Below are 24,541 nucleotides of genomic sequence, written 5' to 3' on the forward strand. Positions count from 1 at the left end.
GCTACAGTGGGCCAGGTGACTACTTCACCACCGATGTCCCCCATCCCCGACACCCCGGTTTCCGCGGTCACCCCGGAGCGGCTCTCCGAACTCCTGACTGAAGAAGGTCTGCAGCACCGCCTTGAAGCCGCCCCGGCTGCCGCCGATGAAGCGACAACCGTCGTGGTCCGCACCGGGTTCATTAACGCCGCCATCGCGTTGAGCATCGACGGCGACTACCTCGTCGCCGATTCCATGTGGCGCGGCGAGGTAACCAAAAAGGACGCTCCACGCCTGTTGGCCATGGTCAACGAGTGGAATCAAACTCAGTACATGCCGACGCTGCGGTTCTTCGAATCCTCCGCCGGCCTGGGCCACCTCACGGTGAGTGCGCATCGCCAGATCTTCATCGGCGAGGGCCTCAGCCGCAATCAAATTGGCGCGTTCGTGATGTCCACCCTCGATGGCATCTTGCGCGCTTATGAATGGGTCGAGGGTCAATTGCCGGAGCTGGTGACGTGGGAGGAGCCACATTCTGATGAGCACTAATAACGAGATTCACGCCGTAACAATCGACCGCATCGTCGACGCCATGCGCGGGTTCGACGTCGAGTTGGAACGTCACCCCGAAAACGAGGTGGCCACCGCCAACCTCAACGGCCTTCCCATGACCTTCGCGGTCCTCGGCTCCACCGCCATCATCCGCGCCGACTCCGTCACGGATCAGGTGCTTAACGACGCCGACCCCACCCTCTACCTCGCAGCCAACCAGGTCAACTGCGTGAGCTTCGGCGCCCGCGCCACCATCGTCGACCGGGCCGAAACGCTCATCGTCCGCACCGAGCGCGATCTTCCGATCGCCGCTGGCATGACCGACGCCCAACTCTCCGCGACCCTGCGGGACGGTGTCGATGCCGTCCTAGCCACCCACGACGGTATTAAGGCCGCGGCAGAGGACTTGTCGGAGGTCCGCGCGGCCGTCGAAAAGCAATTGGCTGAGGAAGACTAAGCCTCCTTAGCCCGTCGCAATTCCGCCGCCACGTCAAAGGTCGCGGCGGGCCATTCCAGGTTCATCGACCGAAGCGCGTCCAAGACCAAGTACTTCACCGACATCCGGGCATAGCGCTTATTGTCACCCGGTAGGCAGTACCACGGGGCGTCATCCGTCGAGGTCCGCCGCATAGCGATCTCATACGCCTCCTGGTACTCATCCCACAGCTCCCGCTCATCCAGATCTCCCGGATTGTACTTCCAGTACTTGTCCGGGTTGTCCAGCCGCTCGATGAGGTTTTCTTTTTGGAAATCCTTCGAAATGTGGAGCATCACCTTAATGATCTTCACGTTCCGGGACACGAGATCCTGCTCAAAATCGACGATCGCCCCGTATCGACGCTCAATTTCCTCCAGCGACGCCATCTGCCGGACCCGCTGAATAAGCACGTCCTCGTAGTGCGAGCGATCGAAAACAGCAATCTGACCGACCGCCGGCTCGTGCGGACGGATACGCCACAAGAAATCGTGTTTGCGTTCCTCAGCCGTCGGCGCACCGAAAGAGGAAATGCTGAGTGCTTGTGGGTCGAAGGCGTTGAATACGTGCCGGATTACTCCCCCCTTGCCGGAGGTGTCCATTCCTTGGAGCACCAGCAAGACCGCCCCGGTTCCAGGAACCTTGGCGCGACCATTGGCGAAGAGTTTCTCCTGGAGCTCATCGAGCTCGTCGTCGTACTGGTGGAACTCCCGCTCCCAGTCCTTCTTGTTCCACTTAAAACCGGGAGTCGAAGTCGGGTCCACGTCCGCGAGCCGGAAATCGGGTGTGACTCGATGCTGGAGGGCTTCATCCATGGTGAATTTGTCCATGCTCCCCATCGTAAGGATCAATCGCTACTTTAGGACAGCAACGCCGCAGTCATCAGGACAACTGCGAGGAAGGGAAACATTCCCTGCTTCACAGCGGCGCCCCGCTTATCGGGTGAGCTCAACCAGAGCACAGCGGCAGCAGCGAGCATCGAACCAGCACCAGCGTAGATCAGCGCAGCGCCAATTCCTGTGGAACCGACTAACCACGAGGCGATGCCAATTGCCGTGACGATCGCAAGGAAGAGGTTATAAAACCCCTGGTTGAAAGCCATCTCCCTGGTATCTAATGCCGCCTGTTCGGATATCCCGAAAACAGCTCTCGCCCGGGATGTCGTCCACGCGAGTGATTCCAAGTAGAAGATGAAAACATGAAGCGCGGAAGCAAGGGCCGCCGATACCAGGGCTAAAAAAATGAGTAACGAAGACACCCTCAGCAGGCTACACCTTTAGCCACAGAGTTTAAGTCAGCAGCGACTAAACATCTGGGCTCTCGGGAGATCGAACCGGGCCGGGACCAGGATCAGCGGCGTTCGAGGGTCGCGGCTCCGCGTCCATTCCGGGCTCGTCGGGCGTGAACTCGGGATCGGCTTCGGAGTCAACGATCGGCTCCGCCAGCATGGGGTTATTAGCGGACGTCGACTGCGCGATGTCATCCAGGACAGCATGGATGTACGGCGCGGCGACGTCGTTTCCATATTGCGAGGCCAGCTCCACGCCTTCCACAACAGCCGTCGCGGCATCCACATCATCGTTGAAAAGGATCTCCCAAGCCGCGACGCGCAGGATGGCACGGTCGACGGCCGGCAGTCGATCCAATTCCCAATCATCAGCCAGGTAGCGCTCAATGGCTTCGTCGACGGTATCGAGTTCTTCGGCAGCACCAACGACGATGACGCGCGTGTAGTCAGCCACCGGCGCCACCTGAGAGTCAGGCAGCTTCGCTAGCGCAACTCGGTCCTCGATGATTGCGACGGGATCAATGTCGCGGGCTTCTGCTTCGAAGAGAACATCGACTGCTCGGCGGCGGGCGCGGTAGCGCGCACCATGGCGGCGCCAGTTCTTCTTGTCGACGCCGGTCTCAGAGGTTTCACTCACAGTTAGTAAATGCCTTAGTTGGAGACGCGGGACTGGTAGTCACCGGTGCGGGTGTCGACCTTGACCACGTTGCCGATTTCGAGGAACAGCGGAACCTGAATCTCAGCGCCGGACTCCAAGGTGGCGGGCTTAGTGCCACCGGTGGAGCGGTCGCCCTGCAGGCCCGGCTCCGTGTGGGTGATCTTCAGGTCAACGGATACCGGGAGTTCGGCGAACAGAGCCTCACCCTCGTGGAAGGAGACCTGCACGCGCATGTTCTCCAGGAGGAACTGGGCAGCGTCGCCGAACTTGTCCTCAGACAGCTCCACCTGCTCGTAGTTCTTGTCGTCCATGACAACGTAAGAGGTGCCGTCGTTGTACAAGTAGGTCATGTCGCGGCGGTCGACCGTAGCGGTCTCAACCTTGACGCCAGCGTTCCAGGTCTTGTCGACGTTCTTGCCGGTGACAACGTCCTTGAGCTTGGTGCGCACGAAAGCGGGGCCCTTGCCCGGCTTGACATGCTGGAACTCAACGATCTGCTGCAACTTGCCGTCGACCTTGAGCACAAGACCGTTCTTAAAATCAGCGGTGGACGCCACGAAGCTATCTCCCTTGGTGTTTGTTGTCCTGGTATATCAGCTTTACCAGCCTACACCACGTGCAATTCCTTACTGAGCGGGGTGATGATGCGCGCCGGACCCTGCGTGATCAGCAACGTATCTTCGATGCGGACGCCGCCACGGCCGGGAACATAAATGCCCGGCTCGATGGTCAGCGTCATGTGCTCCTTTAACTCACCCTCGCCCACCTTGGAGGCGTAGGGGCGTTCGTGGACCTCGAGGCCGATGCCGTGGCCGGTGGAGTGGACGAAGTACTCGCCGTAGCCGGCCTCGTCGATGACGTCGCGGCAGGCGGCATCGACGTCGATAAGCGACGTCCCAGGAGTGGCGGCATCGACACCGGCGAGCTGAGCGCGCAGAACGATGTCGTAGATCTCGCGGGAGAACTCATCAGCCTCGCCCATCACGAGGGTGCGGGTCATATCCGAATTGAAGCCACGAGCGTGGGCTCCGAAATCAATGGTGACCAAGTCGCCGCGGCGCAGAATGCGATCGCCGGCGCTGTGGTGGGGCTTGGCGGAATTCTCGCCGGAGGCGACGATCGTGTCAAAGCTGGGGCGCTCGGCGCCGAGGATGCGCATGCGGTGCTCAAGGTCCGCGGCGATTTCCCGCTCGGAGCGACCAATCGCGACCTCGCCATTGGCCAACAGGCCTTCGAACGCCTCCACGGCGATCTCGGCGGTTTCGACCAGGCGGATGCGCTCGGTGGTGTCTTTGATGAGGCGGATGTCTTCGATGACTCCGGTCACGGGCACGAGGGTGACATCCTCGTTGCAGGCCTCCTGAAGGTTCTCCAGCTCGGCCACAGAGACATAGTCAGCTTCGAATCCGACGCGGCGGGGGCCCTCAATGCGGCGGAGCAGGGCTTCGGCGGAGGGACGGTCAATGATTGCCGGGATGTCCGGCACTTCCTCCGCGATCTGGGTGATGTACCGGCCATCGGTGCAGATGGAGGCGGTCAAGTCCTTGGCCAGGACCAACGCGGCATTGGATCCGGAGAATCCCGAGAGGAATCGGACATGCAGGAGATTGGTCACCAGCATCTCATCGATGCGCATGCCGGAGAGCTTGGCCGAAAGTGCTCGGCGGCGAGTGGCAAAACGGGTGTCAGCGTAGGCCATGTGGGGTCCCTTCCCAGTCAAAAGCTACAAGTATTCTCACCACAGTAACTGCCCCGGCCTCCCGGCCGCGGCACACCCGCTTAGTCCACGAAAGAGTCGAGAGCTAACAGGTATCCGCGCACTCCGAGGCCGACGATGACGCCGCGGGCAATCGGGGAAAGGTAGCTGTGGTGACGGAATTCTTCGCGGGCGTGAACGTTAGAAATGTGCACCTCGACGAAGCCTGTGCCATCGGCGACCTCTGCGAGGGCATCACGCAGCGCCACCGACGTATGGGTGAAAGCGCCGGGGTTTATGATGACCCCCCAGCCATTGTCGGCAGCCTCATGCGCCCAGTCGAGCAGGTCACCCTCGTGGTTGGACTGGCGGCATTCCACCTCAAGGCCGAGCGACGCGGCGTGGGCCGCGATAAGAGCCTCCACGTCGCTCAACGTGGTTGTGCCATAGACCTCGGGCTGGCGCTTGCCCAGGCGGTTGAGATTGGGGCCGTTGATCACGAGGATCTTCATCGTGTGCCGCCTTCCACCAGGGCATCGTAGGCCGCGCGCAGCTGCTCCACCGACGGGCCTTCCAGACGGGTGGTTGCACCGGCCTGGCCATCCACCGCCACGAACCGGATGTGCCCATCGCGGTTTTTCTTATCGCGGGTCATGCCGGCGTAGAGCTCGTCGAAGTGTCCACCCTCGTAGGTGACGGGCAATCCGACGGATTGCAGGATGTCGCGGTGGCGGGTGACCAGTGCGGAGTCGATAAGCTCGTTCTGTTGGGCCAGATGGGCGATGAACATCATGCCGACGGCGACGGCATTGCCGTGGCGCCAATGAAAGTTCTCTCGCAGCTCGACGGCGTGGCCGAAGGTGTGGCCGTAGTTGAGGATCTCGCGGAGGCCGGATTCTTTGAGGTCCTGGCCGACGACGTTGGCCTTCACGCTGACGGAGCGGGCAATGAGTTCGGGGAGGTGGCCGTCGACGCGCAGGCACGCGGCGGGGTCGGACTCGTAGAGGTCGAGGATCGCGGTGTCAGCAATGAAGCCGGTCTTGATGATTTCGGCTGAACCCGCGACGATCTCCTCGGTAGGGAGAGAAGCCAAATGATCGAGGTCGATGAACACGGCGTCGGGCTCATGGAACGCGCCGACGAGGTTTTTACCCGCGTCGGTGTTGATCCCGGTTTTCCCGCCGACGGCGGCATCAACCATGGCCAGCAGCGTAGTGGGGACCTGGATGACCTTGATCCCGCGCATCCAGGACGCCGCGACGAACCCGGCGAGGTCGGTGACGGCGCCTCCCCCCAGTCCGATGATGGCGTCGCCTCGGCTAAAGGTTTCCTCGCCCAGGTGATCCCACAGGGAACCGGCGACGGACAACACTTTGCCGGCCTCTGCGTCAGGTACCTCGGCGAGCACGATGTCAATGCCACGGTCGGTGAGCGCCTCACCCAGCGTGATGGCGGGCTGGGTGAGCGTCGGCTGATGAATGATCATCACCTTGGCGGCGCCGGTGGACACTACGCGATCAGCGATGGCCGCGTCCAAGCCGTGGTCGATGACGACCTCATATGGGTTGGGGCTATGTACCTTGATGGTGGTCACTGCGGGTCGGTGTCCTTTCACAGTAAGTCACAGGGAGTCTAAGTAGCCGAGGATATCCGCCACGACCTGTTGAGGGGTGCGCCCGTCGGTGCGGACGCGGTAGCCGGACACTTCGTCGTAGAAGGGGGCCCGGTTTTCCAGGAGCTGGCGGTAGTGCGCAGCAGGATCATCAGCGGCGAGGACGGGGCGCGAGGTTTCGTTGGCGGTTCGGCGGACGCCCTCGTCGGCGGAGACATCGACCCACACGACATCGTGGTCGGCGAGCAGGCGGCGGGTGGAGTCGGTGAGCACTGCTCCCCCGCCCAGGCTGACGACTCCGTTGCTGTTCAAGGCGGCCGCCACGTGGCGCGCCTCAAGGGTGCGGAAGTCGGGTTCACCCAGCTCCGAGAAGACCTCACCGCAGGACTTCCCGGCTTCTTCCTCGATGAGCTGATCAGAGTCGATGAGCGGGAGGGCCAGGGCCCGAGCTAGTCGCCGTCCAATGGTGGACTTGCCGGCTCCGGGAGGGCCGACGAGAACGACCTTGGGCCCAATCATCATTCGTCCTCTCCGAAGTCCAGCCGTTCCCCGACATACACCAGATAAGAATCGACGTTTCGCTTGGTCTCGGCCAGAGAGTCACCGCCGAATTTCTCCAGCACGGCGCGGGCCAGCACGAGCGCGACCATGGCTTCTGCCACGACGCCGGCAGCGGGGACAGCACAGACATCGGACCGCTGGTGGATGCCGGTGGCGGCGGAGCCGTCGGCCATATCGACGGTCTTCAGGGCGCGGGGCACCGTAGAGATCGGCTTCATGGCGGCCCGAACACGCAGGGTCTGGCCATTAGTCATGCCGCCTTCGAGTCCACCGGCCCGGTTGCTCAGGCGCTCAATTCCGTCGGCGCCACGCACCATCTCATCGTGGGCTTCGCTGCCGCGCCGACGGGCTTCCTCGAACCCATCGCCGACCTCAACGCCCTTAATGGCCTGGATACCCATGAGGGCTGCGGCCAACTGCGCGTCGAGCCGATCCTCGCCGGAGACGTGCGAGCCGAGTCCAATTGGCAACCCTTCCACGACGACCTCGACGATGCCGCCCAAGGTATCGCCGGCCTTCTTCGCAGCCTCAATCTCAGAGATCATGGACTCCTCGGCGAGGCGGTTGAAGGCGCGCACTGGGGACTCATCGATCTTTTCCAGGTCTGCGAAGGTGGGCCGCTCCCCGTCCACGACCTCGGATCGGCCGATGCAAATGACGTGGCTCAGCACCTCGACGCCGAGGGTTTCCCGCAGGAAGCTGCGGGCGACGGTGGCAGCGGCAACCCGGGCGGCGGTTTCCCGAGCGGAGGACCGCTCCAGAATCGGGCGGGCCTCGTCCTGGTCGTACTTGATCATTCCGGCGAAATCCGCATGGCCCGGGCGCGGCCGCGTCAGCTTGGCACCCCGGCCCGAAGTCATTGCCTTAACGACGTCCTCGTCGTCCAGGTCCAGCGGATCGGCCGACATGATTGTGGTCCATTTCGGCCACTCAGCGTTGCCGATCATGATGGCAATGGGGCTACCGAGGGTGAGGCCATGGCGCACACCTGTGAGCAGCGTTAACTCATCAGTTTCAAACTTCATCCGCGCCCCGCGACCATAGCCGAGTCGGCGACGAGAAAGCTGAGCCGAGATCTCCTCGCGCGTGACCGGAACGCCGGCGGGCATGTGTTCAAGCAGAGCAATCAATGCTTGACCGTGTGATTCCCCTGCAGTAGTCCATCGAAGCATAGCCACATTGTGTCATGTACCCCTGACATAGCGGCGATGGACTCGAGTTAGGGCCCATTGACAGCGGCGATGGAGGCCGCCACGGCCAGGGACGCGAATGTTGCCACGATCATGGCCGGGCCGTGCGGCAGGGTGCGCTGGGAGGAAACCAGTCCCTGGATCACGGTGATGACGCTGGCGCCGATCACTGCGCCGAACCACACCACTTCCCCTCCCGACGCCGCGAGGATTCCGAGGGACACAGCGAGCTTGACGTCCCCTCCCCCAAAACCCCCGGTCAGCATATACAGTCCAGCCCACGCCACCCCGCCCAGGAGAAGAAGAGGGTCGGTGCCCACGGCACCGATGACCGCGCCGCAGGCGGCGGGGACGGTGAGGTGATTGGGGAGGCGACGAACGCGGACGTCGATAAGCGATAAAGCTACCGCCCAGGCGACGACGACAATGACAGCTCCCCCGAGCATCCACATGCCCGAGACACTAGCGCAATGACGCCTTCAGCGCGCGGCGCATGTCCTCCCGCGGGGCCTCCACCCCCGTGAAAAGCTCGAACTGACGGTAGGCCTGGAAGGCGAGCATGACATCGCCCCCGACGGTGACGTAACCATTCGACGCCGCGGCGGTGGTCAGGCGGGTGGGCCAGGGATCATAGATGACGTCGAGGATGGGCGCGTGGGCCAAAGCCGCCTCGTGACCGTCAAGTGCCGCGGTGGGCACGGTGGAAATGACAACATCGGCGGCCAACGCCAACGCAGCAAGATCGGCATCGAAGGAGACCACCTCGAACGCCACCCCCTCCAGCAACGGCCGAAGCTCCTCACTGCGGTCAGTGCGGTTGATGACGGTGATCTCCTCCACCCCGGCCTGGCGCAGAGCCCACAGCGCCGGGCGAGCCGTCCCACCTCCACCAATGACCAGCGCGCGATGGATGGGCCGACAACCGACCAGCTCCCCCAGCGCACCGATGATGCCTTCCCCATCGGTGTTGTCCGCGAACCAGCCCGTTTCCGTACGCACCAGCGTGTTCGCCGAACCAATGGAGCGAGCCCGCTCACTGACCTCATCAGCGAACTCCAGCGCCGCAAACTTGGCCGGCATGGTGACGGAGAAACCCCGAAAGCTGTCATCGGCCTCGCCGACGATGCGGGCCAGGTCCTCCGCAGTGCATTCGATCGTCGTGTATTCCCACTCCTCCAGTCCAGCGGCTTCGTAGCCGGCGTTATGGAGGATCGGCGAGCGAGAATGCTCGATGGGCGAACCCAACACGGCTGCCCGCCGAGTCACCTGCTGAGCCGACGGAGACGTCATCGATTCGTGTCCAAGACTCCGGAATTGAGAGCTTGCTGCGTGTCGCGCAGGTGGTCCTCGAAGGTGTCATTGAACAGCGTTGTGCCATCCTGATCAACGGTGACGAAGAAGAGCCAATTGCCCTCCGCGGGGTTTTCCATGGCGGAGATGGCCTCCATCGAGGCAGCGGCGATCGGAGTGGCCGGCAGACCGTCCATGGCGTAGGTGTTCCACGGGGTGACGCGGGCGCGGTCCTCGTCGGTGGTGGCCACCTCGACATCTTCCAGCCCGTAGTTGACGGTGGAGTCGAACTCCAAGCGCATTGGCTCCTCCAGTCGGTTGAGGATGACGCGAGCGACCTTGTCAAAGTCCCCGGCCGGCGCCTCTCGCTCGACCAAAGAGGCCGCGATGAGGAGCTGATAGGGAGTGAGATTGAGGGCGGCGGCGCGATCGACGATCCCGGACTCATTGAACTGGTTGGCCGAGCGGGTGACCAGGTCCGTGAGAATTTCCTCCGCGTTCATCTGCGGGTTGACCACGTAGCGGCCCGGGACGATGAGGCCTTCCAGGCGCTTGGGGTCATTGCCGCGGGCAGTCACGGCCTCGCGGGCCCAGTCGGGAACCCCGAGGGTGTCCAAGCTTGCAGTGGCTCCCGCCTGCTGCAAGTCAGAAGCGGAGATGCAGTTGGTCGATCCTTGGGTACAGGTCACGCTGGAGATCTGGCTGTAGATTCCCTGGCGGGTCTGCCCGGCAATGACGCGGACATCGAGCAGCGTCGAGCCGCCGTGAATGTCAAGCATGTCCACTTGATTAGCCGGATCCAGCAGCGCCTGGACCGCAGAGGCAGCGCTCATCTCCTCCTGGAGACGGTAGAAACCGGGCTGGATGCTGCCGGCGTTGGGATTGTTCGCGGCGGCAGTTTGAAACGCACCGTCCGTTTTGACGATGCCCCGCTCCGCCAACTCCGGCCCCAGCAAGGACACGGCCGAACCCTCCGGGATTTCCACCAGCTGATACGTGCCATTGCCGCTGCCCTCGAAATCGCGAGAACCGCCGGAACCTCCAGAAAACTGCACGCCGATGTAAATAATGGCTCCAATGATGAGAATAATCGAGGCGATGAGCACGGCCACTCCACGCTGACGGCGCTTGACGTACTTGGGGTCCATGCGACGGCCTCCCAGGCCTCTGACGGGGGTGCTGTTGCTCATGAGTTCTCCTGGGTAAAGGTAGCGGCGCGGGCGTCGAGCCACGATTGGAGGATTTCGACGGCCGCAGCCTGATCGATCACCTTTCGTCCGGCTTTCTCCGATACCCCCGAGGCGCGCAGGGCGGCAGTGGCGGCCACCGTGGTGAGGCGTTCATCGGCCATGCGCACGGGGACATCTGGTAAGCGGCGTTTGATGCGGAAGGCAATTTCCTTCGCGTGTTTGACACTCGCCGAGCCATTGCCCTTGAGGTCACGGGGCAATCCCACGACCACTTCGACGGCGCCATAGTCATCGATGAGTGTTACCAACCGATCAATGTCAGCCTGGTCGCGGTCTTTGAACCCGGTCTCCCGCGCGACGGTCTCCACCGGAGTGGCCAACACCGCGGAACGATCAGACACCGCGACGCCGATGCGCACCGTGCCCACATCGAGCCCGATTCGGCGACCCTCCCCAGGGTCATCGAGCCCCGGGGTGTCAGGAGTGACCTTCATGTCAGGCAGAGACCTTTCGTCGACGACGGCGAGGGGCTAACTCGGTGATACACCTCACGGTAACCCCGAGACACGCCGACGCGAGTTTTCGCCCCGGCGTGTCTCGTGATCAATCCGTGATCTTTGACTGATCTTACCTGTCCTACAGGCGACCCAGCTCCTCACGCACAGCATGGAAACCAGCCTCAAGGCCGGCAACGTCCGTGCCAGAGCCTTGAGCCATGTCGGGCTTTCCGCCGCCGCGGCCGTTGACGTATCCCGACAGCACCTTCACTAGGTCGCCGGACTTCACGCCCAGGTCCAGGGCTTCCTTCGTGGCGCCGACGATGAACGGCAGCTTGTCGCCATCAGCGGAGGCCAGGACGACCACGGCCGGCTTGCCGGACAGGCGTCCGCGCAGGTCGGAAGCGAGGGAGCGCAGGTCGCCGCCGGAGATCCCATCGGGCATCCGGTGCAGGAGCGCCGTCACCTTGCCCACGGTCACTGCCTGCGACACCAGCTCGCCAGAGCGGGAGGCCAACTGCTGGCGGTTGAGGTCGGCGATCTGTTTTTCGGCGGCCTTGAGCTTCTCGGTCAGCTGGGAGACGCGTTCCGGCAGCTCCTCGGTGGGAGCCTTGAGGGAGGCAGCGAGCCCGGTGGCTAGGGCGGCTTCCTTGGAGAAGTAGCGGAAGGAGTCCAGGCCGGAGTATGCCTCGATGCGGCGGGCGCCGGAGCCCACGGAGGACTCGCCCAGCACGGCGACGGGGCCGATCTGCGAGGTGTGCTCGGTGTGGGTACCGCCACACAGCTCAATGGAGAAGGGTCCGCCGATTTCGACGACGCGCACCTCGGAGCCGTAGTTTTCCCCGAACAGAGCCATGGCGCCCATCTTCTTCGCCTCGTCCAACGAGGTTTCGATGGTGTTCACGGTCAGGTCCGCATCCACGGCCTGGTTGGTGATGGTGGCAATCTCACTGAGCTGCGCCGGGGTGAGCTGCTCGGTGTAGTTGAAGTCAAAGCGCAGGTAGCCGGGGCGGTTGAGCGAGCCAGCCTGGACGGCGGTGGGGCCGAGCACCTGGCGCAGGGCAGCGTGGATGAGGTGCGTGCCGGTGTGGGCCTGGCGGGCACCGTGGCGCCACTGCGGATCCACCTCGGCGCGCACGGCTTGGCCCAGGTCGATTCCACCGGAGGTCACGGTGGCCTTGTGAACCCACAGCTTCTTGCCGATCTTCTGCACGTCATTGACGTCGAGGATCGTGGTGCCGGACACCAGGCGCCCGCGGTCGGCGGTCTGGCCACCGGATTCGGCGTAGAGCGGGGACACGTCGAGGATGACCTCGACTTCATCGCCTTGGGTGGCGTGGGTGACCGACTGGCCATCGATGACCAGCCCCAGCACCTTGGCATCAGCGGTCAGCTCGGAGAACCCGACGAACTCGGTCGGGTTGTTGTCCACCCATTCCCGGTAGACGGACAGGTCAGCGTTGCCGTGCTTCTTGGCCCGGTTGTCGGCCTTGGCGCGGGCTCGCTGCTCGCTCATGGCGGCCTCGAAGCCATCGATGTCAACGTCCAGGCCGGCTTCGGCGGCCATTTCCAGTGTCAGATCGATGGGGAACCCGTAGGTGTCATGCAGGGAGAAAGCATCCTCGCCGGACACCATCTTCTGACCTGTTGCGCTGAGGCGGGCAGCGGTCTCGTCGAAGCGGTGCGTGCCGGACTCGAGGGTCTTGAGGAAGGCCTTCTCCTCGGCGACGGCGGTGCGCACGATGCGGTCGCGGTTGTCGGCGATCTCCGGGTAGGAGGGGGTCATCGTGTCCATGATGGTGTTCATGAACCGCTCAAGAGTTTCGCCGGTGGCGCCGAGCAGGCGGGCCGAACGGATGATGCGGCGCAGCAGGCGGCGCAGGATGTAACCACGGCCTTCGTTGGAGGGGGTCACGCCGTCAAGAATGAGCATCATGCCGGTGCGGGAGTGGTCGGCGATGACGCGGAAGCGAATGGCATCCGGGCCATCGCCCTCGTACTTGGCGCCGGTAATTTCCTCGGCGACATCGATGACCGGGCGCAGCAGGTCCGTCTCGTAGACGTTTTCCACGTCCTGGAGCAGCAGAGCGACGCGCTCCACACCCATGCCGGTATCGATGTTCTTCTTCGGCAGATCACCCAGGATCTCGAAAGAGTCCTTGCCGGTGCCCTCGCCGCGGATCTTCTCCATAAAGACGAGGTTCCAGATTTCCAAGTAGCGCGTGTCGTCGGCAGCCGGGCCACCTTCCTTACCGTGCTCTGGGCCGCGATCGTAGTAGATCTCCGAACACGGGCCACACGGCCCGGGCACGCCCATGGACCAGTAGTTATCGGCCATGCCGAGACGTTGGATGCGCTCGGCGGGCACGCCGATTTTCTTCTCCCAGATCTCCGCGGCCTCATCGTCGTCGAGGTAGACAGTCACCCACAGCCGCTCCGGGTCCAGGCCATACCCGCCCTCAGACAACGGGTTGGTCAGCAGTTCCCAGGCGTGGGTAATGGCACCTTCCTTGAAGTATTGGCCGAAGGAGAAGTTTCCGGCCATCTGGAAGAAGGTGTTGTGGCGGGTGGTGATGCCCACTTCCTCGATGTCCAGGGTGCGCACGCACTTCTGGATCGAAGTGGCGGTGCCGTTGGGGAAGGGGGGATTTTGCTGGCCAAGGAAGTAGGGCTTGAACGGCACCATGCCCGCGTTGACGAACAGAAGGTCCGGATCCTCCAAGATTAGCGACGCGCTCGGCACGGCCTCGTGGCCGGCGTCGACGAAGTGCTGGGTGAAACGCTCCCGGATCTCATGGGTCTGCACGTCAGGGGGTCCTTTCAAAGGTGTCGCTGGTGGTGCTATGACAGCGTCCTACCTTACCCCCTTTTTATGGGGCGTTAATCTCGGCCTCGCACGATTCGGCGCAGCCTGCCAATGTAATCGGCGATCCTTTTCTCCGAGCCGTGTTCCTTCGGTTCGTAGTAGATGGCCTCTGCCAGCTCATCCGGCAGGTACTGCTGCTTGACGACGCCCCGCGGGTCATCGTGGGGATAGATGTAGCCCACCGCATGTCCCAGCTTTTTCGCACCTTCGTAGTGGCCATCTCGCAGGTGGGCGGGCACGTGCCCGATCTTCCCCGCGCGCACATCGGCCTGGGCGGCGGCAATCGCGGTGTACACGGCGTTGGATTTCGGGGCCGTGGCCAAGTGGATCGTGGCCTGCGCCAGCGTCAGCTGGGCTTCCGGCATGCCGATGAGTTGGACGGCCTGCGCCGCCGCGACCGCCGTCTGCAGGGCGGTGGGATCGGCCATCCCGATGTCCTCCGAGGCGAGGATAACCAGCCGTCGGGCCACGAAACGCGGGTCCTCACCGGCCTCCAGCATCCGCGCCAGGTAATGCAGGGCAGCATCCACGTCCGAACCGCGCAGCGATTTAATGAACGCGCTGATGACGTCGTAATGCTGGTCCCCATCGCGGTCATAGCGCACGACCGCCCGGTTGACGTTCTCTTTGATCACGTCCACGCTTATCGACGCCCCGTCGTCCACCGCTTCCGCGGCTGCCTCCAGGTAAGTCAAGGCCCGGCGGGCGTCACCGCCCGCCAACAACACCAGTTGTTCGAGTGCTGAGTCCTCCAGCGTGACCCGGCCGCCCAGGCCGCGCTCGTCGGTGACGGCGCGGGTGATGACGTCGGCCACGGCGGCGTCGTCAAGCGGATTAAGCTGCAGCAACAGCGACCGTGACAGCAGCGGCGCCACGACGGAAAACGACGGATTTTCCGTCGTGGCGGCGACCAGCAGAACGGTGCGGTTTTCCACCGCCGACAGCAGCGCATCTTGCTGAGTCTTGGAGAAGCGATGGACCTCATCGATGAAGAGGACGGTCCGCTCACCGTGGACAAGATCGCGCCGGGCTTTGGTGATGACCTCGCGGACCTCTTTGACCCCGGAGTTCAGTGCCGAGAGGCCCACGAAGTTGCGGTCAGTCGCGGTAGACACCAGCGATGCGATGGTCGTCTTGCCGGTGCCGGGCGGGCCATACAGGATGACCGAGGCGTGGCCGGAGCCTTCGACGAGGCGACGCAACGGCCGACCTTCACCGAGGAGATGTTCTTGGCCGACCACCTCGTCGAGCGTGCGGGGCCGCATCCGCGCCGCCAACGGGGAATGATCCCCCGCATGGAAAAAATTGGCCTTCTCTGGCCCGCCCGATTCCTGGCCAAACAGCGCGTCCTGAGCCACGATTAATAGGCCTGCAGGCGGGGCTCAGCCAGGCGGTCGGCGATCTCCTTGGCAAACAACGCAATGACACCGAAGGACGGATCGGCACCCCGGGCAGCGTAGCGGGATAGCGCCTCAAAAGTCTCAAACATATCCCGGCGGAAGATGATCTCATCGCGGGTGAAGGGCCCGTGATCGGCGGGCCTGAGCAGCCGAGTATCCGAGGTGACCTGCGTGGGGTCGAAATCATCGCCCTCCTCATGCAGCGTGTGCATCGCCTCCGAGAGGGAACCGAAGTGCATGAGAGCCACGCTGGAGAGGGCCCAACCGAGCAAAGCCCCGGCGATCCGCTTGTACAGGTTCTCCTCGTTGGTGAAGTTCGGCCACAGGGCGCTGACTTCATGGACCCAGGAGTCGACGAACACGTCCGCTTCGTCATCAGTAATGGGGTGGGAGAAGATGAACTGCGGGAACCCAGCGATGACACATGCCAGGTCAAAGCTCACGTCCCGGAACCCGGCCCACTCATAGTCGAGGAAGTGCGTCTTGTTGGCCACGATGATGTTGTCCGGGGACAGATCAAAGGGGGAAAAGGCTCGGTGGCGGGCCATCTGCAGGCGGTTGCGAGCCTCCGTGGAGTACTCGCTGACCAGATCGGGGATTTCGAATCCTGCGCTGCGCAGCAACTCCTCCCCCACCTGAATGGCCTGGCTAAAGGCCGTGCTCCGCAGCTGTTGGATCTCCTGAGAGCCGGAGTGATTGCGCATCATCCGCGTGAACAGAATGTCAAAATCCTGCTCATGCTCGGCGGTGCCAGCGTGCATCCGCCCCAGGGCGGTGCCCAAGTTGCGCAGGATGTGGACACGGCGCTCGGCATCATCGGTTTGCAGCAAATCGGCAAAGGTATCGCCATCGCCGGAGTCACTGAGCACAATGATGCGCTGATCAACATCGTGAGCAAGCAGGACCGGACCGGGGCGGACGGATTCACTCAGTGATGTTGTGAACTGATAGGCGACGATCTCGCGGATGAGGGCGGCATCGTTGAGAGTGTCCCCCGACTGCGGCGAGTATTTGAGGATCACCGAACGTTGCTGCAGGAAAGGCGACGGCGCTACCCGAGCGCGAAGGACCATGGCACTGCCAGAGCCACTGAGCTGCGTCACATCCGACAACAGCTGGTTCCCGCCGAAGCGCTGGGACAACGTGTCTTGGGCTACGGCGACGATGGCGTCTTGGTTAAGCAATGTCATGGTCCCTCAGGGTTTTCCTTATTCGGGCTTGGCTGGCTTGGCGTCGATCCCAGTTTCCTTGCGCTGCTGCGCGGAAATCGGAGCCGGGGCCTCAGTCAGCGGGTCGACGCCGCCACCCGACTTCGGGAAGGCGATGACGTCGCGGATGGAGTCGAATCCACCGAGCAGGGAAACAATGCGGTCCCAGCCAAAAGCGATGCCTCCGTGAGGCGGGGCGCCGAAAGCGAAAGCGTCGAGCAGGAAGCCGAACTTCTCCTGAGCCTCCTCGTTGGAAATACCCATGACCTCAAACACGCGCTCCTGGACAGCACGCTGGTGGATACGGATGGAACCGCCACCAATCTCGTTGCCGTTGCACACGATGTCGTAGGCGTAGGCCGTGGCCTCTCCCGGGTTGGAGTCGAAGCTATCGAGCCACTCCGGCTTCGGGGAGGTGAAGGCATGGTGCACGGCGGTCCACTTGGAGTGACCCAGTGCGACGTCGCCGGAAGCGGTGGCCTCGGCGGCGGGCTCAAACATGGGGGCGTCGACGACCCAGGTGAAGGCCCAGTCACCCTCCTTGATGAGGCCCAGTTTGTTGGCGATCTCGCCGCGAGCGGCACCCAGCAGGGCGCGGGAGGACTTGGTGTCACCGGCAGCGAAGAAGATGCAGTCGCCCGGCTTCGCCCCAACGTGGGCGGCAATGCCGGCGCGCTCGGCGTCAGTGATGTTCTTGGCCACAGGCCCACCCAGCTCGCCGTCTTCACCGACGAGGATGTAGGCGAGGCCCTTCGCGCCGCGCTGCTTGGCCCATTCCTGCCAGGCGTCGAGCTGACGGCGCGGCTGCGAAGCACCACCGGCCATGACCACAGCGCCGACGTAGTCGTTCTTGAACACACGGAAAGAGGTGTCCTTAAAGAACTCGGTGCACTCGGTGATCTCGATGTCGAAACGCAGGTCCGGCTTGTCCGAGCCGTAGCGACGCATGGCTTCGGCGTAGGTCATGCGCGGGATCGGCGTAGAGATCTCGTAGCCAATGAGCTTCCACAGCGACACGAGGATCTCCTCGGCCAGGGCGATGACATCGTCCTGGTCGGCGAAGCTCATCTCGACGTCGAGCTGAGTGAACTCCGGCTGGCGATCGGCGCGGAAATCCTCGTCGCGGTAGCACCGAGCGATCTGGTAGTAGCGCTCCATGCCCGCGACCATGAGCAGCTGCTTGAACAGCTGCGGGGACTGCGGCAGGGCGTAGAAGCTACCCGGCTTGAGGCGGGCCGGAACGACGAAGTCGCGGGCGCCCTCGGGGGTGGAACGGGTCAGCGTCGGGGTCTCGATCTCTGCGAAATCATGCGCGTCAAGGACATCGCGTGCCGCGCGGTTTGCGGCCGAGCGCAGGCGCAGGGCCTCTGCCTGGCGCTGACGGCGCAGGTCGAGGTAGCGGTAACGCAGGCGCGCCTCCTCGCCGACCTCGCCGCCGGACTGCGAGCTGTCATCGATTTGGAAGGGCAGCGGAGCGGACTCGTTGAGAACTTCCAGCTCGGTGACGTTGAGCTCGATGTCGCCGGATGCCAGGTTCGGGTTCTCGGACCCTTCGGGGCGGGGCTCCACCACACCGGTAACGCGGACGCAGTACTCCGAGCGCAGGTCGTGCGCACGTTCCGCGACATCGGATTCGCGGAAAACAACCTGGGCGAGGCCGGAGCGGTCGCGCAGGTCGATGAAGATGACGCCTCCGTGGTCGCGGCGGCGGGCCACCCAACCGGTGAGGGTGACGGTCTGGCCAGCGGTTTCTTTGCGGAGGTCGCCCGCGAGGTGAGTGCGCAGCACGTTCGTTCTACGTCCTTCCAGGATTGTTGATCGTTTTATATAAGGAGCCTAAGGCAGTCCTTCCTCCGGTGGAGTCTACCCCGCCTGGAAATTTCCCCTTTCCACTCCCCCACAACGTCGGGCTGGTGTGTAAAGATACAGCCATGACATTCCGTAAGGATGCCGATGTCACCGGTGGCCGCCGCGCCACAACCGGTGGCGGTGGCGGCAAAATCGCAGTCGGCGGCGGCATTGGTTCGCTCCTCCTCGTCGGCCTCTTCCTCCTTTTGGGCGGCAACCCCAACGACATTGGGCAAGTTCTTGGGGGTGGCCAGCAGGAGCAACTGCCCTCGGGGACCTCCAGCCAGCTGGAGCACTGCAACACCATCGAGGATGGCAACAAATACGCCGACTGCCGCGTCGACTTCACCGCTCAGTCGGTGGATCAGATGTGGGAGACGATGCTGCCGGAGCAGGCCGGTATTCAGTACACCGAGCCGGGCCGCGTCGTTTTCCAGAATTCCGTCCAGTCCGGCTGCGGCATGGCGTCGTCTGCGACGGGCCCCTTCTACTGCCCAGCCGATCAGTCCGCCTACTTCGATGTCTCCTTCTTTGATCAGCTCAACCAGCTCGGCGGATCTGACTCTCCGCTGGCGCAGATGTACATCGTGGCCCACGAGTTCGGGCACCACATCCAGCAGCTGGAAGGCACCCTAGGCTTGAGCAACTACAACAACCCAGGCGCCGATTCCAACGCCGTCAAGATCGAGCTGCAGGCCGATTGCTACGCCGGCCTCTGGGTCTCCCAGGCCGACAAGGGCGAGAACCCTTACCTCGAGCCGGTCACTCGCGAGCAGGTGGCCACCGCCATCGATACTGCCCGGGCCGTCGGCGATGACAACATCCAGAAACGCACCAGCGGCGAGGTCCGCCCTGATGTGTGGACCCACGGTTCCTCTGAACAGCGCCAAGAGGCCTTCCTCGCCGGCTACAACAATGGCACCATGGCGTCCTGCGACACCCTCGGGCGCAACGCTTACTCCCGCTAGGAGTATCCCAATCGCGCCCGTTCGGCCGCGATGATCGCGGATGCTAGCTGTCCCTCCGTCACATCGATGGCGTCGGGGACGGCGGCGCTTTCCGACGGCCGCGCGTACGCCTCAAACAGCGAACTCTTGCCGGCGAGCATGTCGAGCATCCGCTCGTCGACGGTGTCGTCGGCGATGAGCCGGTGGACGAGCACCGATGACGTCTGGCCCATGCGGTGGACCCGGGCAATGGCCTGGGCTTCGATGGAGGGTTTGACCTGTGGTTCCACGAGAATGACCACGGAGGCGGACTGGATGTTCAGGCCGGTGCCGCCAGCGGTGATTTGTGCCAGGAGGACGGAGCCGGGGGCGGAGGTACCGAGGGCGTCGATAAGCTCTTGGCGCGCGGCGGGGGCGACGGACCCGGAGACGGTGCCCACGACGCGCTCCCCCAACGCGTGTTCGAGCACGCTGAGGACGTCGAGGAAATAGGTAAAGATAAGGACTTTCCGTCCCGCTTCTTCGGATTCGGCGACGATCTCGAGGATGCGTTCCAGCTTGGCGGGCATGGCATCGGGGGTGGTCATCGGCGCGCGGCGCATAGCCATGAAATTTGCCGCCTGAACAGCCGAGGCGTAGTGCGCTTGATCCTGCGGGGTGAGGTCGACCCAGTCGAGCTGGTCGAGTTTATCGGGGAGCTCGTCAAGCACTTCTGCTTGATTACGCCGCAAATAGGCGGGCGCGACGCGGACGCGGAAGTCCTCGGCGCTGAGCGATTCCATACCCGCCACCACGAGATCGGGAGCAACATAACCAACGAGGGTGGCGAACTCCGAGACCCGGTTTTCCAGCGGCGTACCCGTCATGAGCAGGGCGTGGGAAGCCTGGTCGATGAGCGTGCGGCAGGCGCGGGTGCGGGCGGCGGCGGGGTTTTTAATCATGTGGGCCTCGTCGACGACGATGAGGTGCGGGGCCGGCAAGGTCATGGTGCGGGCACCGTCGTAAGTGACCACGCAGATGCCGCCGGATTCGGCCCACGCCGCCACGGCCGATTCCTTGCCTTCACCGTGGGCTTTGTACACGGGTAGGTCGGTGAAACGGCGCGATTCGCGGACCCAGTTGGTAATCACTGATGCCGGAGCCACCACCAACGTCCGGCCTCCGAGGTGGGCGGCTACTGCTAGCGCCTGCACGGTTTTACCCAGGCCCATCTCGTCGCCGAGGATGACCTTCTCCTGCACAAGGGCGAATCGGGCACCGAAGGATTGGTAGCCGCGCAGGTGGAGGTCGGTGAGGTGGGTCTGGTCGAGTTTGAGGGAGCGGATGCGGGTGAGAATGTCGGCGGCGAGGTCGTCGCCGCCTTCGACCTCGAGTCCCAGCAGGGTGGCCAACAGCGCTTGGTAGTGGGCGGGGCGCACGAGGTAATCGGTCCACGTTTCACCGCTGAGGCTCACCGGGCGGGCCGGTTCGAGGATTCGGGGATGTGCCTGCGCCCAGGAGATGTCGTCGAGGAACTGCTCCCATTCCGGACCATCTCCCACGACGGTCCAGGGTTCCAGGCTGGTGGGCGTACCCAGCTGGTCGACGTATCCCAATACTCGGCGGCGCCGGGCGCGTTCGACCTCATCGAGGTCATTGATCTGATCGAAGCGGGCCAGGGTTCTCACCAAGGTGGTGGCGGCGGCCGTGGGGGTGTCGCCGATGCCGGTGGTGTGGGTGGCCACAGCCTCCCGGCGCAAGGACTCCGCGGCGGCCTTGAGCCGGCGGGCGGTCTGCTCACCGATGCCGGAGACCTGGGTGAGCAACCCAAGCGGCGCGCGCAAGACATCGGCGACCGTGGTCACCCGGACCTGGTCGAGGCCACTGAACCGCAGCCGCTCGGCGGTAGCAGTTTTCAGCGCCTCAACCGGCAGTTGCTCCAAGAGGACCTGCGCCCGCTCATCGGTGAGAGCATCGAGCTGCCGTTCGGCGTCGCAGCGCAAGGCTGGTTCGGAGTTGGGGTCATCGCGCAGCGCGCGGGCGGCGGCGAGCACGGGTCGCGCGGTGGAGGCATCGTAAGCGGTGAACTCACCCGTGGTGCCCACCGCGCCAGCCACGGCTGACATGGCGGCGGCGAGGAGATGATCGGGGGTGCCATGAGAGCCGGGAAAGAGGGGCACCCCGCGTCGCTGCCGGTCGGCGGAGACGGAGGCGATCTCCAGGTAGGTGCGGATATCCGATGCGAGCGGCGATAGTTCAGCCACGCGCCGCGAGAGGTCGGATGCCGCTGCCTCCGCCATCGCGGTCTTTCCACCGGAGCCCAGCAGCCGCCCGAAGAACCCGGGGGCCGCGTCGCGGGCAACGGCCCGAATGGGGGCCAGGTTCGAGGCCTGAAAGACGAACTCCTCGAGCCTGTCCCGCGCTCCGGGCAGGGAAGACAGCTCCACCGTGGCGTAAAAGTCCGACGGCCAGGTGATGGCTCCCGGAGGGAGCAGCACCGTGCCGTCGTCGAAGCGGACGGCGGCGGTGACGGTGGGCAAACGTGGGGTACGGAGGGCGTCGATAAGCAAGCGAGACGGGGCGATCAAGGCGGTGAGCTGGTCGCTGTCATTGAGGAGTCGCTGCAAATCCGCGCGGTTGATCATGGTGGATCAGTCTAGTCTGGGGGTGTGACTGAGAACCGTGCAATCGCCTTTCTGGCCGCTTTCAATGACATCGAGACCCACCTGCGGGAGACGTTGGATGCGAAGAAATCCGATAGCTTCCGGTGGATGGTGGATCAGGCGAAGCGCCGACACCTCGTGTCCGAGCGGCATGGAGACGACCTCAAGGAGTTCGCCGAGCTGCGCAATGCCATTAGCCACGGGCAATACACGACAGATTTCCGGCCCATTGCGGAGCCGCTGCCGGAAACCGTTGCTGAGATCGAACATATCCGGGACCTGTTGCGTGATCCGCCGACCGCACTGGGGGTACTGGGCCAGCATGAAGTGCAGGTTTTCACGCCGGGCGATGACATTCGGCAGGTGCTGCGAGTGGTGCGAACGACCACGATCAGCCAGTTCCCCATCTACGATCAGGCCCGCTATGTCGACCTGCTGACGACGAACACGATTGCGCGGTGGGTGGCGGCGGATTTGGATGACAACGAGCACCTGGACGCCCGCACGGTCGCCGAGGTGCTGCGTTTTGCTGAGGGGAGTGACCGGGCGGTGTTCCTGCCCCGCGAGGCCACGGCGCAGCATGCCTTCGATGCCCTGACCACCCCGGCCAAGGATGGTTCCCTCCCCCGCGCGGCGGTGATCACCGAGCATGGGAAGGTGCATCAGCGGCCCTTGCGCATCATTGGGGGTGCTGACCTGGCGTTATTATTGGATGTGGTGAGCGGGGAATAATCCCCCCATAGAGTTGTTGACATGACATATAGATAGAAAGTTAGCTAGCCAGATCAGAATCGAGACAAGGAGCAGAACAATGCAGTTCGGCATCTTCACCATCGGTGACGTCACCATGGACCCCACCAACGGCACCAAGCCCACCGAAGGTGAGCGCATCGAGGCCATGACCCAGATCGCCCTCAAGGCCGAGGAAGTCGGGCTCGACGTCTTCGCCACCGGCGAGCACCACAACCCTCCCTTCGTGCCCTCCTCCCCGACGACGCATCTGGCTTACATCGCGGCCCAGACCAAGAACCTGCTGCTGTCCACCTCCACGACGCTGATCACCACCAACGACCCGGTCAAGATCGCTGAAGATTACGCCTTCCTCCAGCACCTTTCCGGCGGGCGCGTCGACCTCATGATGGGCCGCGGCAACACCGGCCCCGTCTACCCGTGGTTTGGCAAGGACATCCGCCAAGGCATCCCGCTGGCCGTGGAAAACTACCACCTCCTGCGCCGCCTGTGGCGCGAGCCCGTGGTCAACTGGCAGGGCCAATTCCGCACCCCGCTCCAGGGCTACACCTCCACCCCGGCGCCGCTCGATGGGGTTCCCCCGTTCGTCTGGCACGGCTCCATTCGCTCCACCGAGATCGCAGAGCAGGCCGCTTTCTACGGCGATGGCTTCTTCCACAACAACATCTTCTGGAACAAAGAGCACACCGCCCAGATGGTCAACCTCTACCGCACCCGCTATGAGTCTTACGGCCACGGCCAGGCAGACCAGGCCATCGTCGGACTCGGCGGCCACGTCTTCATCGGCGCCACCGAAGAAGAGGCCAAGAAGAAGTTCCGCCCCTACTTCGACAACGCTCCGGTGTACGGCCATGGCCCCTCGCTCGAGGAGTTCGAAGCCATGACGCCGCTGACCGTCGGCACCGCCGAGCAGGTCATCGACCGCACCATGGAGTTCGCCGATTGGGTGGGCGACTACCAGCGCCAGCTGTTCCTCGTCGATCACGCCGGCCTGCCGCTGGAGATGGTCTTGGAGCAGGTCGAGCTCCTGGGCACCCAGGTCGTCCCGGAGCTGCGTCGCCGCATGGAGGCCCGCCGCCCCGACCACGTCCCGTCCAACCCCCCGACCCACGCCTCGCTCAAGGCCACCCCGGACTCGCCGCACTTCAAGGTTCGTCCGGTGGAAGAATCTGCTGAAGAATCTGTCAAAGAGGAAGCATAATGCGCACGCTCACCGTCATCACCGCTGGCTTATCGACGCCGTCGTCCACCCGCCAGGTCGCTGACTCCATCTCCGCGGCGGTCACCGCCGCCGTCTCCTCCCGCGGCGAATCCCTCCAGGTCGATGTCATCGAGCTGCGGGATCTGGTCAACGATTTGGGACAATCCCTCACCACCGGCATCTCCTCGCCCGCCCTCGACGAGGTGAAGACGAAGGTCTCCGCCTCTGACGGCCTCGTCGTGGTGTCACCCGTGTTCAAGGCCAGTTATTCGGGGTTGTTCAAGACCTTCTTTGACGTGCTGGATCAGGATTCCCTCAACGGCATGCCCGTCATCATCGCCGCCACCGCCGGGTCGGCCCGCCACCAACTGGTGTTGGACTACGCGCTGCGGCCCCTGATGACGTACATGAGGGCATTCGTCGTCCCTACCGGCGTGTTCGTCGCCACTGACGATTTCGGTTCGGACGACGGCAAGGGCCTCGACTCGCGGATTAGCCGCGCCGCCGGGGAACTGGCTGACCAGATTGTCAACACCGCCAGCGTCGGCGGACTGGGTGGTGTGACCGCCCGCCGCACGGGCGTCTCGCCAGATGAGAATGTGCCCAGCTTCGCCTCCCTGCTCAAGGGCCACGACGGGGTCTAACACCCGCTGCTAAACGCATGTCTCTTAAGTAATTTGTAAGCTAGGAC

General features: G+C 63.7%; 24 protein-coding genes. 6 read left to right on the top strand and 18 right to left on the bottom strand.

Annotation, left to right across the window (positions count from 1 at the left end; all coding sequences use genetic code 11):
- Positions 1-15 precede the first annotated feature (15 nt).
- Positions 16-528 carry a YbjN domain-containing protein gene (locus tag CTEST_RS07170; RefSeq protein ID WP_311775544.1) on the top strand — a complete coding sequence of 171 codons (513 nt, stop codon included), beginning with the start codon at positions 16-18 and terminating at the stop codon, positions 526-528.
- Positions 518-988 (top strand): YbjN domain-containing protein, encoded by a 471-nt coding sequence (locus CTEST_RS07175; protein WP_047253166.1) that lies wholly within the window; start codon positions 518-520, stop codon positions 986-988. The genes CTEST_RS07170 and CTEST_RS07175 overlap by 11 nt, the downstream gene beginning before the upstream one ends.
- Here CTEST_RS07175 and CTEST_RS07180 read toward each other — a convergent pair.
- The 17 genes from CTEST_RS07180 to aspS form a co-directional block, all read right to left on the bottom strand.
- On the bottom strand, positions 985-1,836 hold the full coding sequence (locus tag CTEST_RS07180) for a PPK2 family polyphosphate kinase (protein WP_047254292.1): 852 nt from the start codon (positions 1,834-1,836) through the stop codon (positions 985-987). The genes CTEST_RS07175 and CTEST_RS07180 overlap by 4 nt on opposite strands.
- A 29-nt stretch (positions 1,837-1,865) precedes the next feature.
- On the bottom strand, positions 1,866-2,264 hold the full coding sequence (locus CTEST_RS07185; protein ID WP_047253167.1) for a DUF1304 domain-containing protein: 399 nt from the start codon (positions 2,262-2,264) through the stop codon (positions 1,866-1,868).
- 46 nt (positions 2,265-2,310) lie between these two features.
- On the bottom strand, positions 2,311-2,931 hold the full coding sequence (gene nusB / locus CTEST_RS07190) for a transcription antitermination factor NusB (protein ID WP_083985489.1): 621 nt from the start codon (positions 2,929-2,931) through the stop codon (positions 2,311-2,313).
- Positions 2,932-2,945: 14 nt separating this feature from the next.
- Entirely contained in the window at positions 2,946-3,509 is a 564-nt protein-coding gene (efp, locus tag CTEST_RS07195; RefSeq protein ID WP_047253168.1) for an elongation factor P, read from the bottom strand.
- Positions 3,510-3,559: 50 nt separating this feature from the next.
- Positions 3,560-4,651, bottom strand: coding sequence for an aminopeptidase P family protein (locus CTEST_RS07200; protein ID WP_047253169.1), 1,092 nt, complete (start codon positions 4,649-4,651; stop codon positions 3,560-3,562).
- Between the two features lie 80 nt (positions 4,652-4,731).
- On the bottom strand, positions 4,732-5,160 hold the full coding sequence (aroQ, locus tag CTEST_RS07205; RefSeq protein ID WP_047253170.1) for a type II 3-dehydroquinate dehydratase: 429 nt from the start codon (positions 5,158-5,160) through the stop codon (positions 4,732-4,734).
- Positions 5,157-6,242 (bottom strand): 3-dehydroquinate synthase, encoded by a 1,086-nt coding sequence (gene aroB / locus CTEST_RS07210; protein ID WP_047253171.1) that lies wholly within the window; start codon positions 6,240-6,242, stop codon positions 5,157-5,159. The genes aroQ and aroB overlap by 4 nt, the downstream gene beginning before the upstream one ends.
- A gap of 27 nt (positions 6,243-6,269) precedes the next feature.
- Entirely contained in the window at positions 6,270-6,779 is a 510-nt protein-coding gene (locus tag CTEST_RS07215; RefSeq protein ID WP_047253172.1) for a shikimate kinase, read from the bottom strand.
- A complete protein-coding gene (gene aroC / locus CTEST_RS07220; protein ID WP_047253173.1) occupies positions 6,779-7,993 on the bottom strand; it encodes a chorismate synthase in 1,215 nt (404 codons plus the stop codon). The genes CTEST_RS07215 and aroC overlap by 1 nt, the downstream gene beginning before the upstream one ends.
- Before the next feature lie 47 nt (positions 7,994-8,040).
- The gene (locus CTEST_RS07225) at positions 8,041-8,463 is read right to left on the bottom strand and encodes a prepilin peptidase (protein WP_083985491.1); all 423 of its coding nucleotides are present in this window, start codon (positions 8,461-8,463) and stop codon (positions 8,041-8,043) included.
- 10 nt (positions 8,464-8,473) lie between these two features.
- Positions 8,474-9,301, bottom strand: coding sequence for a shikimate dehydrogenase (locus tag CTEST_RS07230; protein ID WP_047253174.1), 828 nt, complete (start codon positions 9,299-9,301; stop codon positions 8,474-8,476).
- Positions 9,298-10,491 (bottom strand): endolytic transglycosylase MltG, encoded by a 1,194-nt coding sequence (gene mltG / locus CTEST_RS07235; RefSeq protein WP_047253175.1) that lies wholly within the window; start codon positions 10,489-10,491, stop codon positions 9,298-9,300. Before mltG ends, CTEST_RS07230 begins: the two co-directional genes overlap by 4 nt.
- On the bottom strand, positions 10,488-10,985 hold the full coding sequence (gene ruvX / locus CTEST_RS07240) for a Holliday junction resolvase RuvX (protein ID WP_047253176.1): 498 nt from the start codon (positions 10,983-10,985) through the stop codon (positions 10,488-10,490). Before ruvX ends, mltG begins: the two co-directional genes overlap by 4 nt.
- Positions 10,986-11,127: 142 nt before the next feature.
- Positions 11,128-13,794, bottom strand: coding sequence for an alanine--tRNA ligase (gene alaS / locus CTEST_RS07245; protein WP_047253177.1), 2,667 nt, complete (start codon positions 13,792-13,794; stop codon positions 11,128-11,130).
- A gap of 74 nt (positions 13,795-13,868) precedes the next feature.
- Positions 13,869-15,212, bottom strand: a complete 1,344-nt coding sequence (locus CTEST_RS07250; protein WP_376701783.1) for a replication-associated recombination protein A — start codon at positions 15,210-15,212, stop codon at positions 13,869-13,871.
- A gap of 2 nt (positions 15,213-15,214) precedes the next feature.
- Positions 15,215-16,438 (bottom strand): phosphotransferase, encoded by a 1,224-nt coding sequence (locus tag CTEST_RS07255; RefSeq protein ID WP_047254296.1) that lies wholly within the window; start codon positions 16,436-16,438, stop codon positions 15,215-15,217.
- Between the two features lie 24 nt (positions 16,439-16,462).
- The gene (gene aspS / locus CTEST_RS07260) at positions 16,463-18,250 is read right to left on the bottom strand and encodes an aspartate--tRNA ligase (RefSeq protein WP_047253178.1); all 1,788 of its coding nucleotides are present in this window, start codon (positions 18,248-18,250) and stop codon (positions 16,463-16,465) included.
- Between the two features lie 143 nt (positions 18,251-18,393).
- Between aspS and ypfJ the strand changes: the two genes are divergently transcribed.
- Positions 18,394-19,278, top strand: coding sequence for a KPN_02809 family neutral zinc metallopeptidase (gene ypfJ / locus CTEST_RS07265; protein WP_047253179.1), 885 nt, complete (start codon positions 18,394-18,396; stop codon positions 19,276-19,278).
- Here the strand turns inward: ypfJ and CTEST_RS07270 are convergent.
- Entirely contained in the window at positions 19,275-21,881 is a 2,607-nt protein-coding gene (locus CTEST_RS07270) for a DEAD/DEAH box helicase (RefSeq protein ID WP_047253180.1), read from the bottom strand. The genes ypfJ and CTEST_RS07270 overlap by 4 nt on opposite strands.
- Before the next feature lie 24 nt (positions 21,882-21,905).
- Between CTEST_RS07270 and CTEST_RS07275 the strand changes: the two genes are divergently transcribed.
- The 3 genes from CTEST_RS07275 to CTEST_RS07285 all read left to right on the top strand — a co-directional run bounded on the left by CTEST_RS07275 (position 21,906) and on the right by CTEST_RS07285 (position 24,494).
- Positions 21,906-22,631, top strand: coding sequence for a CBS domain-containing protein (locus tag CTEST_RS07275; protein WP_047253181.1), 726 nt, complete (start codon positions 21,906-21,908; stop codon positions 22,629-22,631).
- Between the two features lie 79 nt (positions 22,632-22,710).
- Positions 22,711-23,850 carry an LLM class flavin-dependent oxidoreductase gene (locus tag CTEST_RS07280; RefSeq protein ID WP_047253182.1) on the top strand — a complete coding sequence of 380 codons (1,140 nt, stop codon included), beginning with the start codon at positions 22,711-22,713 and terminating at the stop codon, positions 23,848-23,850.
- Positions 23,850-24,494: an FMN reductase gene (locus CTEST_RS07285; RefSeq protein WP_047253183.1), complete on the top strand. Its 645-nt coding sequence runs from the start codon at positions 23,850-23,852 to the stop codon at positions 24,492-24,494. The genes CTEST_RS07280 and CTEST_RS07285 overlap by 1 nt, the downstream gene beginning before the upstream one ends.
- Positions 24,495-24,541: the final 47 nt, after the last annotated feature.

The sequence above is a fragment of the Corynebacterium testudinoris genome (genome assembly GCF_001021045.1).
GTDB classification, from domain to species: domain Bacteria; phylum Actinomycetota; class Actinomycetes; order Mycobacteriales; family Mycobacteriaceae; genus Corynebacterium; species Corynebacterium testudinoris.

Coding starts and splice junctions, on each gene's coding strand:
- CTEST_RS07285 (WP_047253183.1), top strand. CDS start 23,850: ATGCGCACGCTCACCGTCATCACCGCTGGCTTATCGACGCCGTCGTCC.
- mltG (WP_047253175.1), bottom strand. CDS start 10,491: ATGAGCAACAGCACCCCCGTCAGAGGCCTGGGAGGCCGTCGCATGGAC.
- CTEST_RS07175 (WP_047253166.1), top strand. CDS start 518: ATGAGCACTAATAACGAGATTCACGCCGTAACAATCGACCGCATCGTC.
- CTEST_RS07230 (WP_047253174.1), bottom strand. CDS start 9,301: ATGACGTCTCCGTCGGCTCAGCAGGTGACTCGGCGGGCAGCCGTGTTG.
- CTEST_RS07180 (WP_047254292.1), bottom strand. CDS start 1,836: ATGGACAAATTCACCATGGATGAAGCCCTCCAGCATCGAGTCACACCC.
- CTEST_RS07215 (WP_047253172.1), bottom strand. CDS start 6,779: ATGATTGGGCCCAAGGTCGTTCTCGTCGGCCCTCCCGGAGCCGGCAAG.
- ypfJ (WP_047253179.1), top strand. CDS start 18,394: ATGACATTCCGTAAGGATGCCGATGTCACCGGTGGCCGCCGCGCCACA.
- CTEST_RS07280 (WP_047253182.1), top strand. CDS start 22,711: ATGCAGTTCGGCATCTTCACCATCGGTGACGTCACCATGGACCCCACC.
- CTEST_RS07225 (WP_083985491.1), bottom strand. CDS start 8,463: ATGTGGATGCTCGGGGGAGCTGTCATTGTCGTCGTCGCCTGGGCGGTA.
- CTEST_RS07270 (WP_047253180.1), bottom strand. CDS start 21,881: ATGATCAACCGCGCGGATTTGCAGCGACTCCTCAATGACAGCGACCAG.
- aroQ (WP_047253170.1), bottom strand. CDS start 5,160: ATGAAGATCCTCGTGATCAACGGCCCCAATCTCAACCGCCTGGGCAAG.
- aroC (WP_047253173.1), bottom strand. CDS start 7,993: ATGCTTCGATGGACTACTGCAGGGGAATCACACGGTCAAGCATTGATT.
- CTEST_RS07200 (WP_047253169.1), bottom strand. CDS start 4,651: ATGGCCTACGCTGACACCCGTTTTGCCACTCGCCGCCGAGCACTTTCG.
- ruvX (WP_047253176.1), bottom strand. CDS start 10,985: ATGAAGGTCACTCCTGACACCCCGGGGCTCGATGACCCTGGGGAGGGT.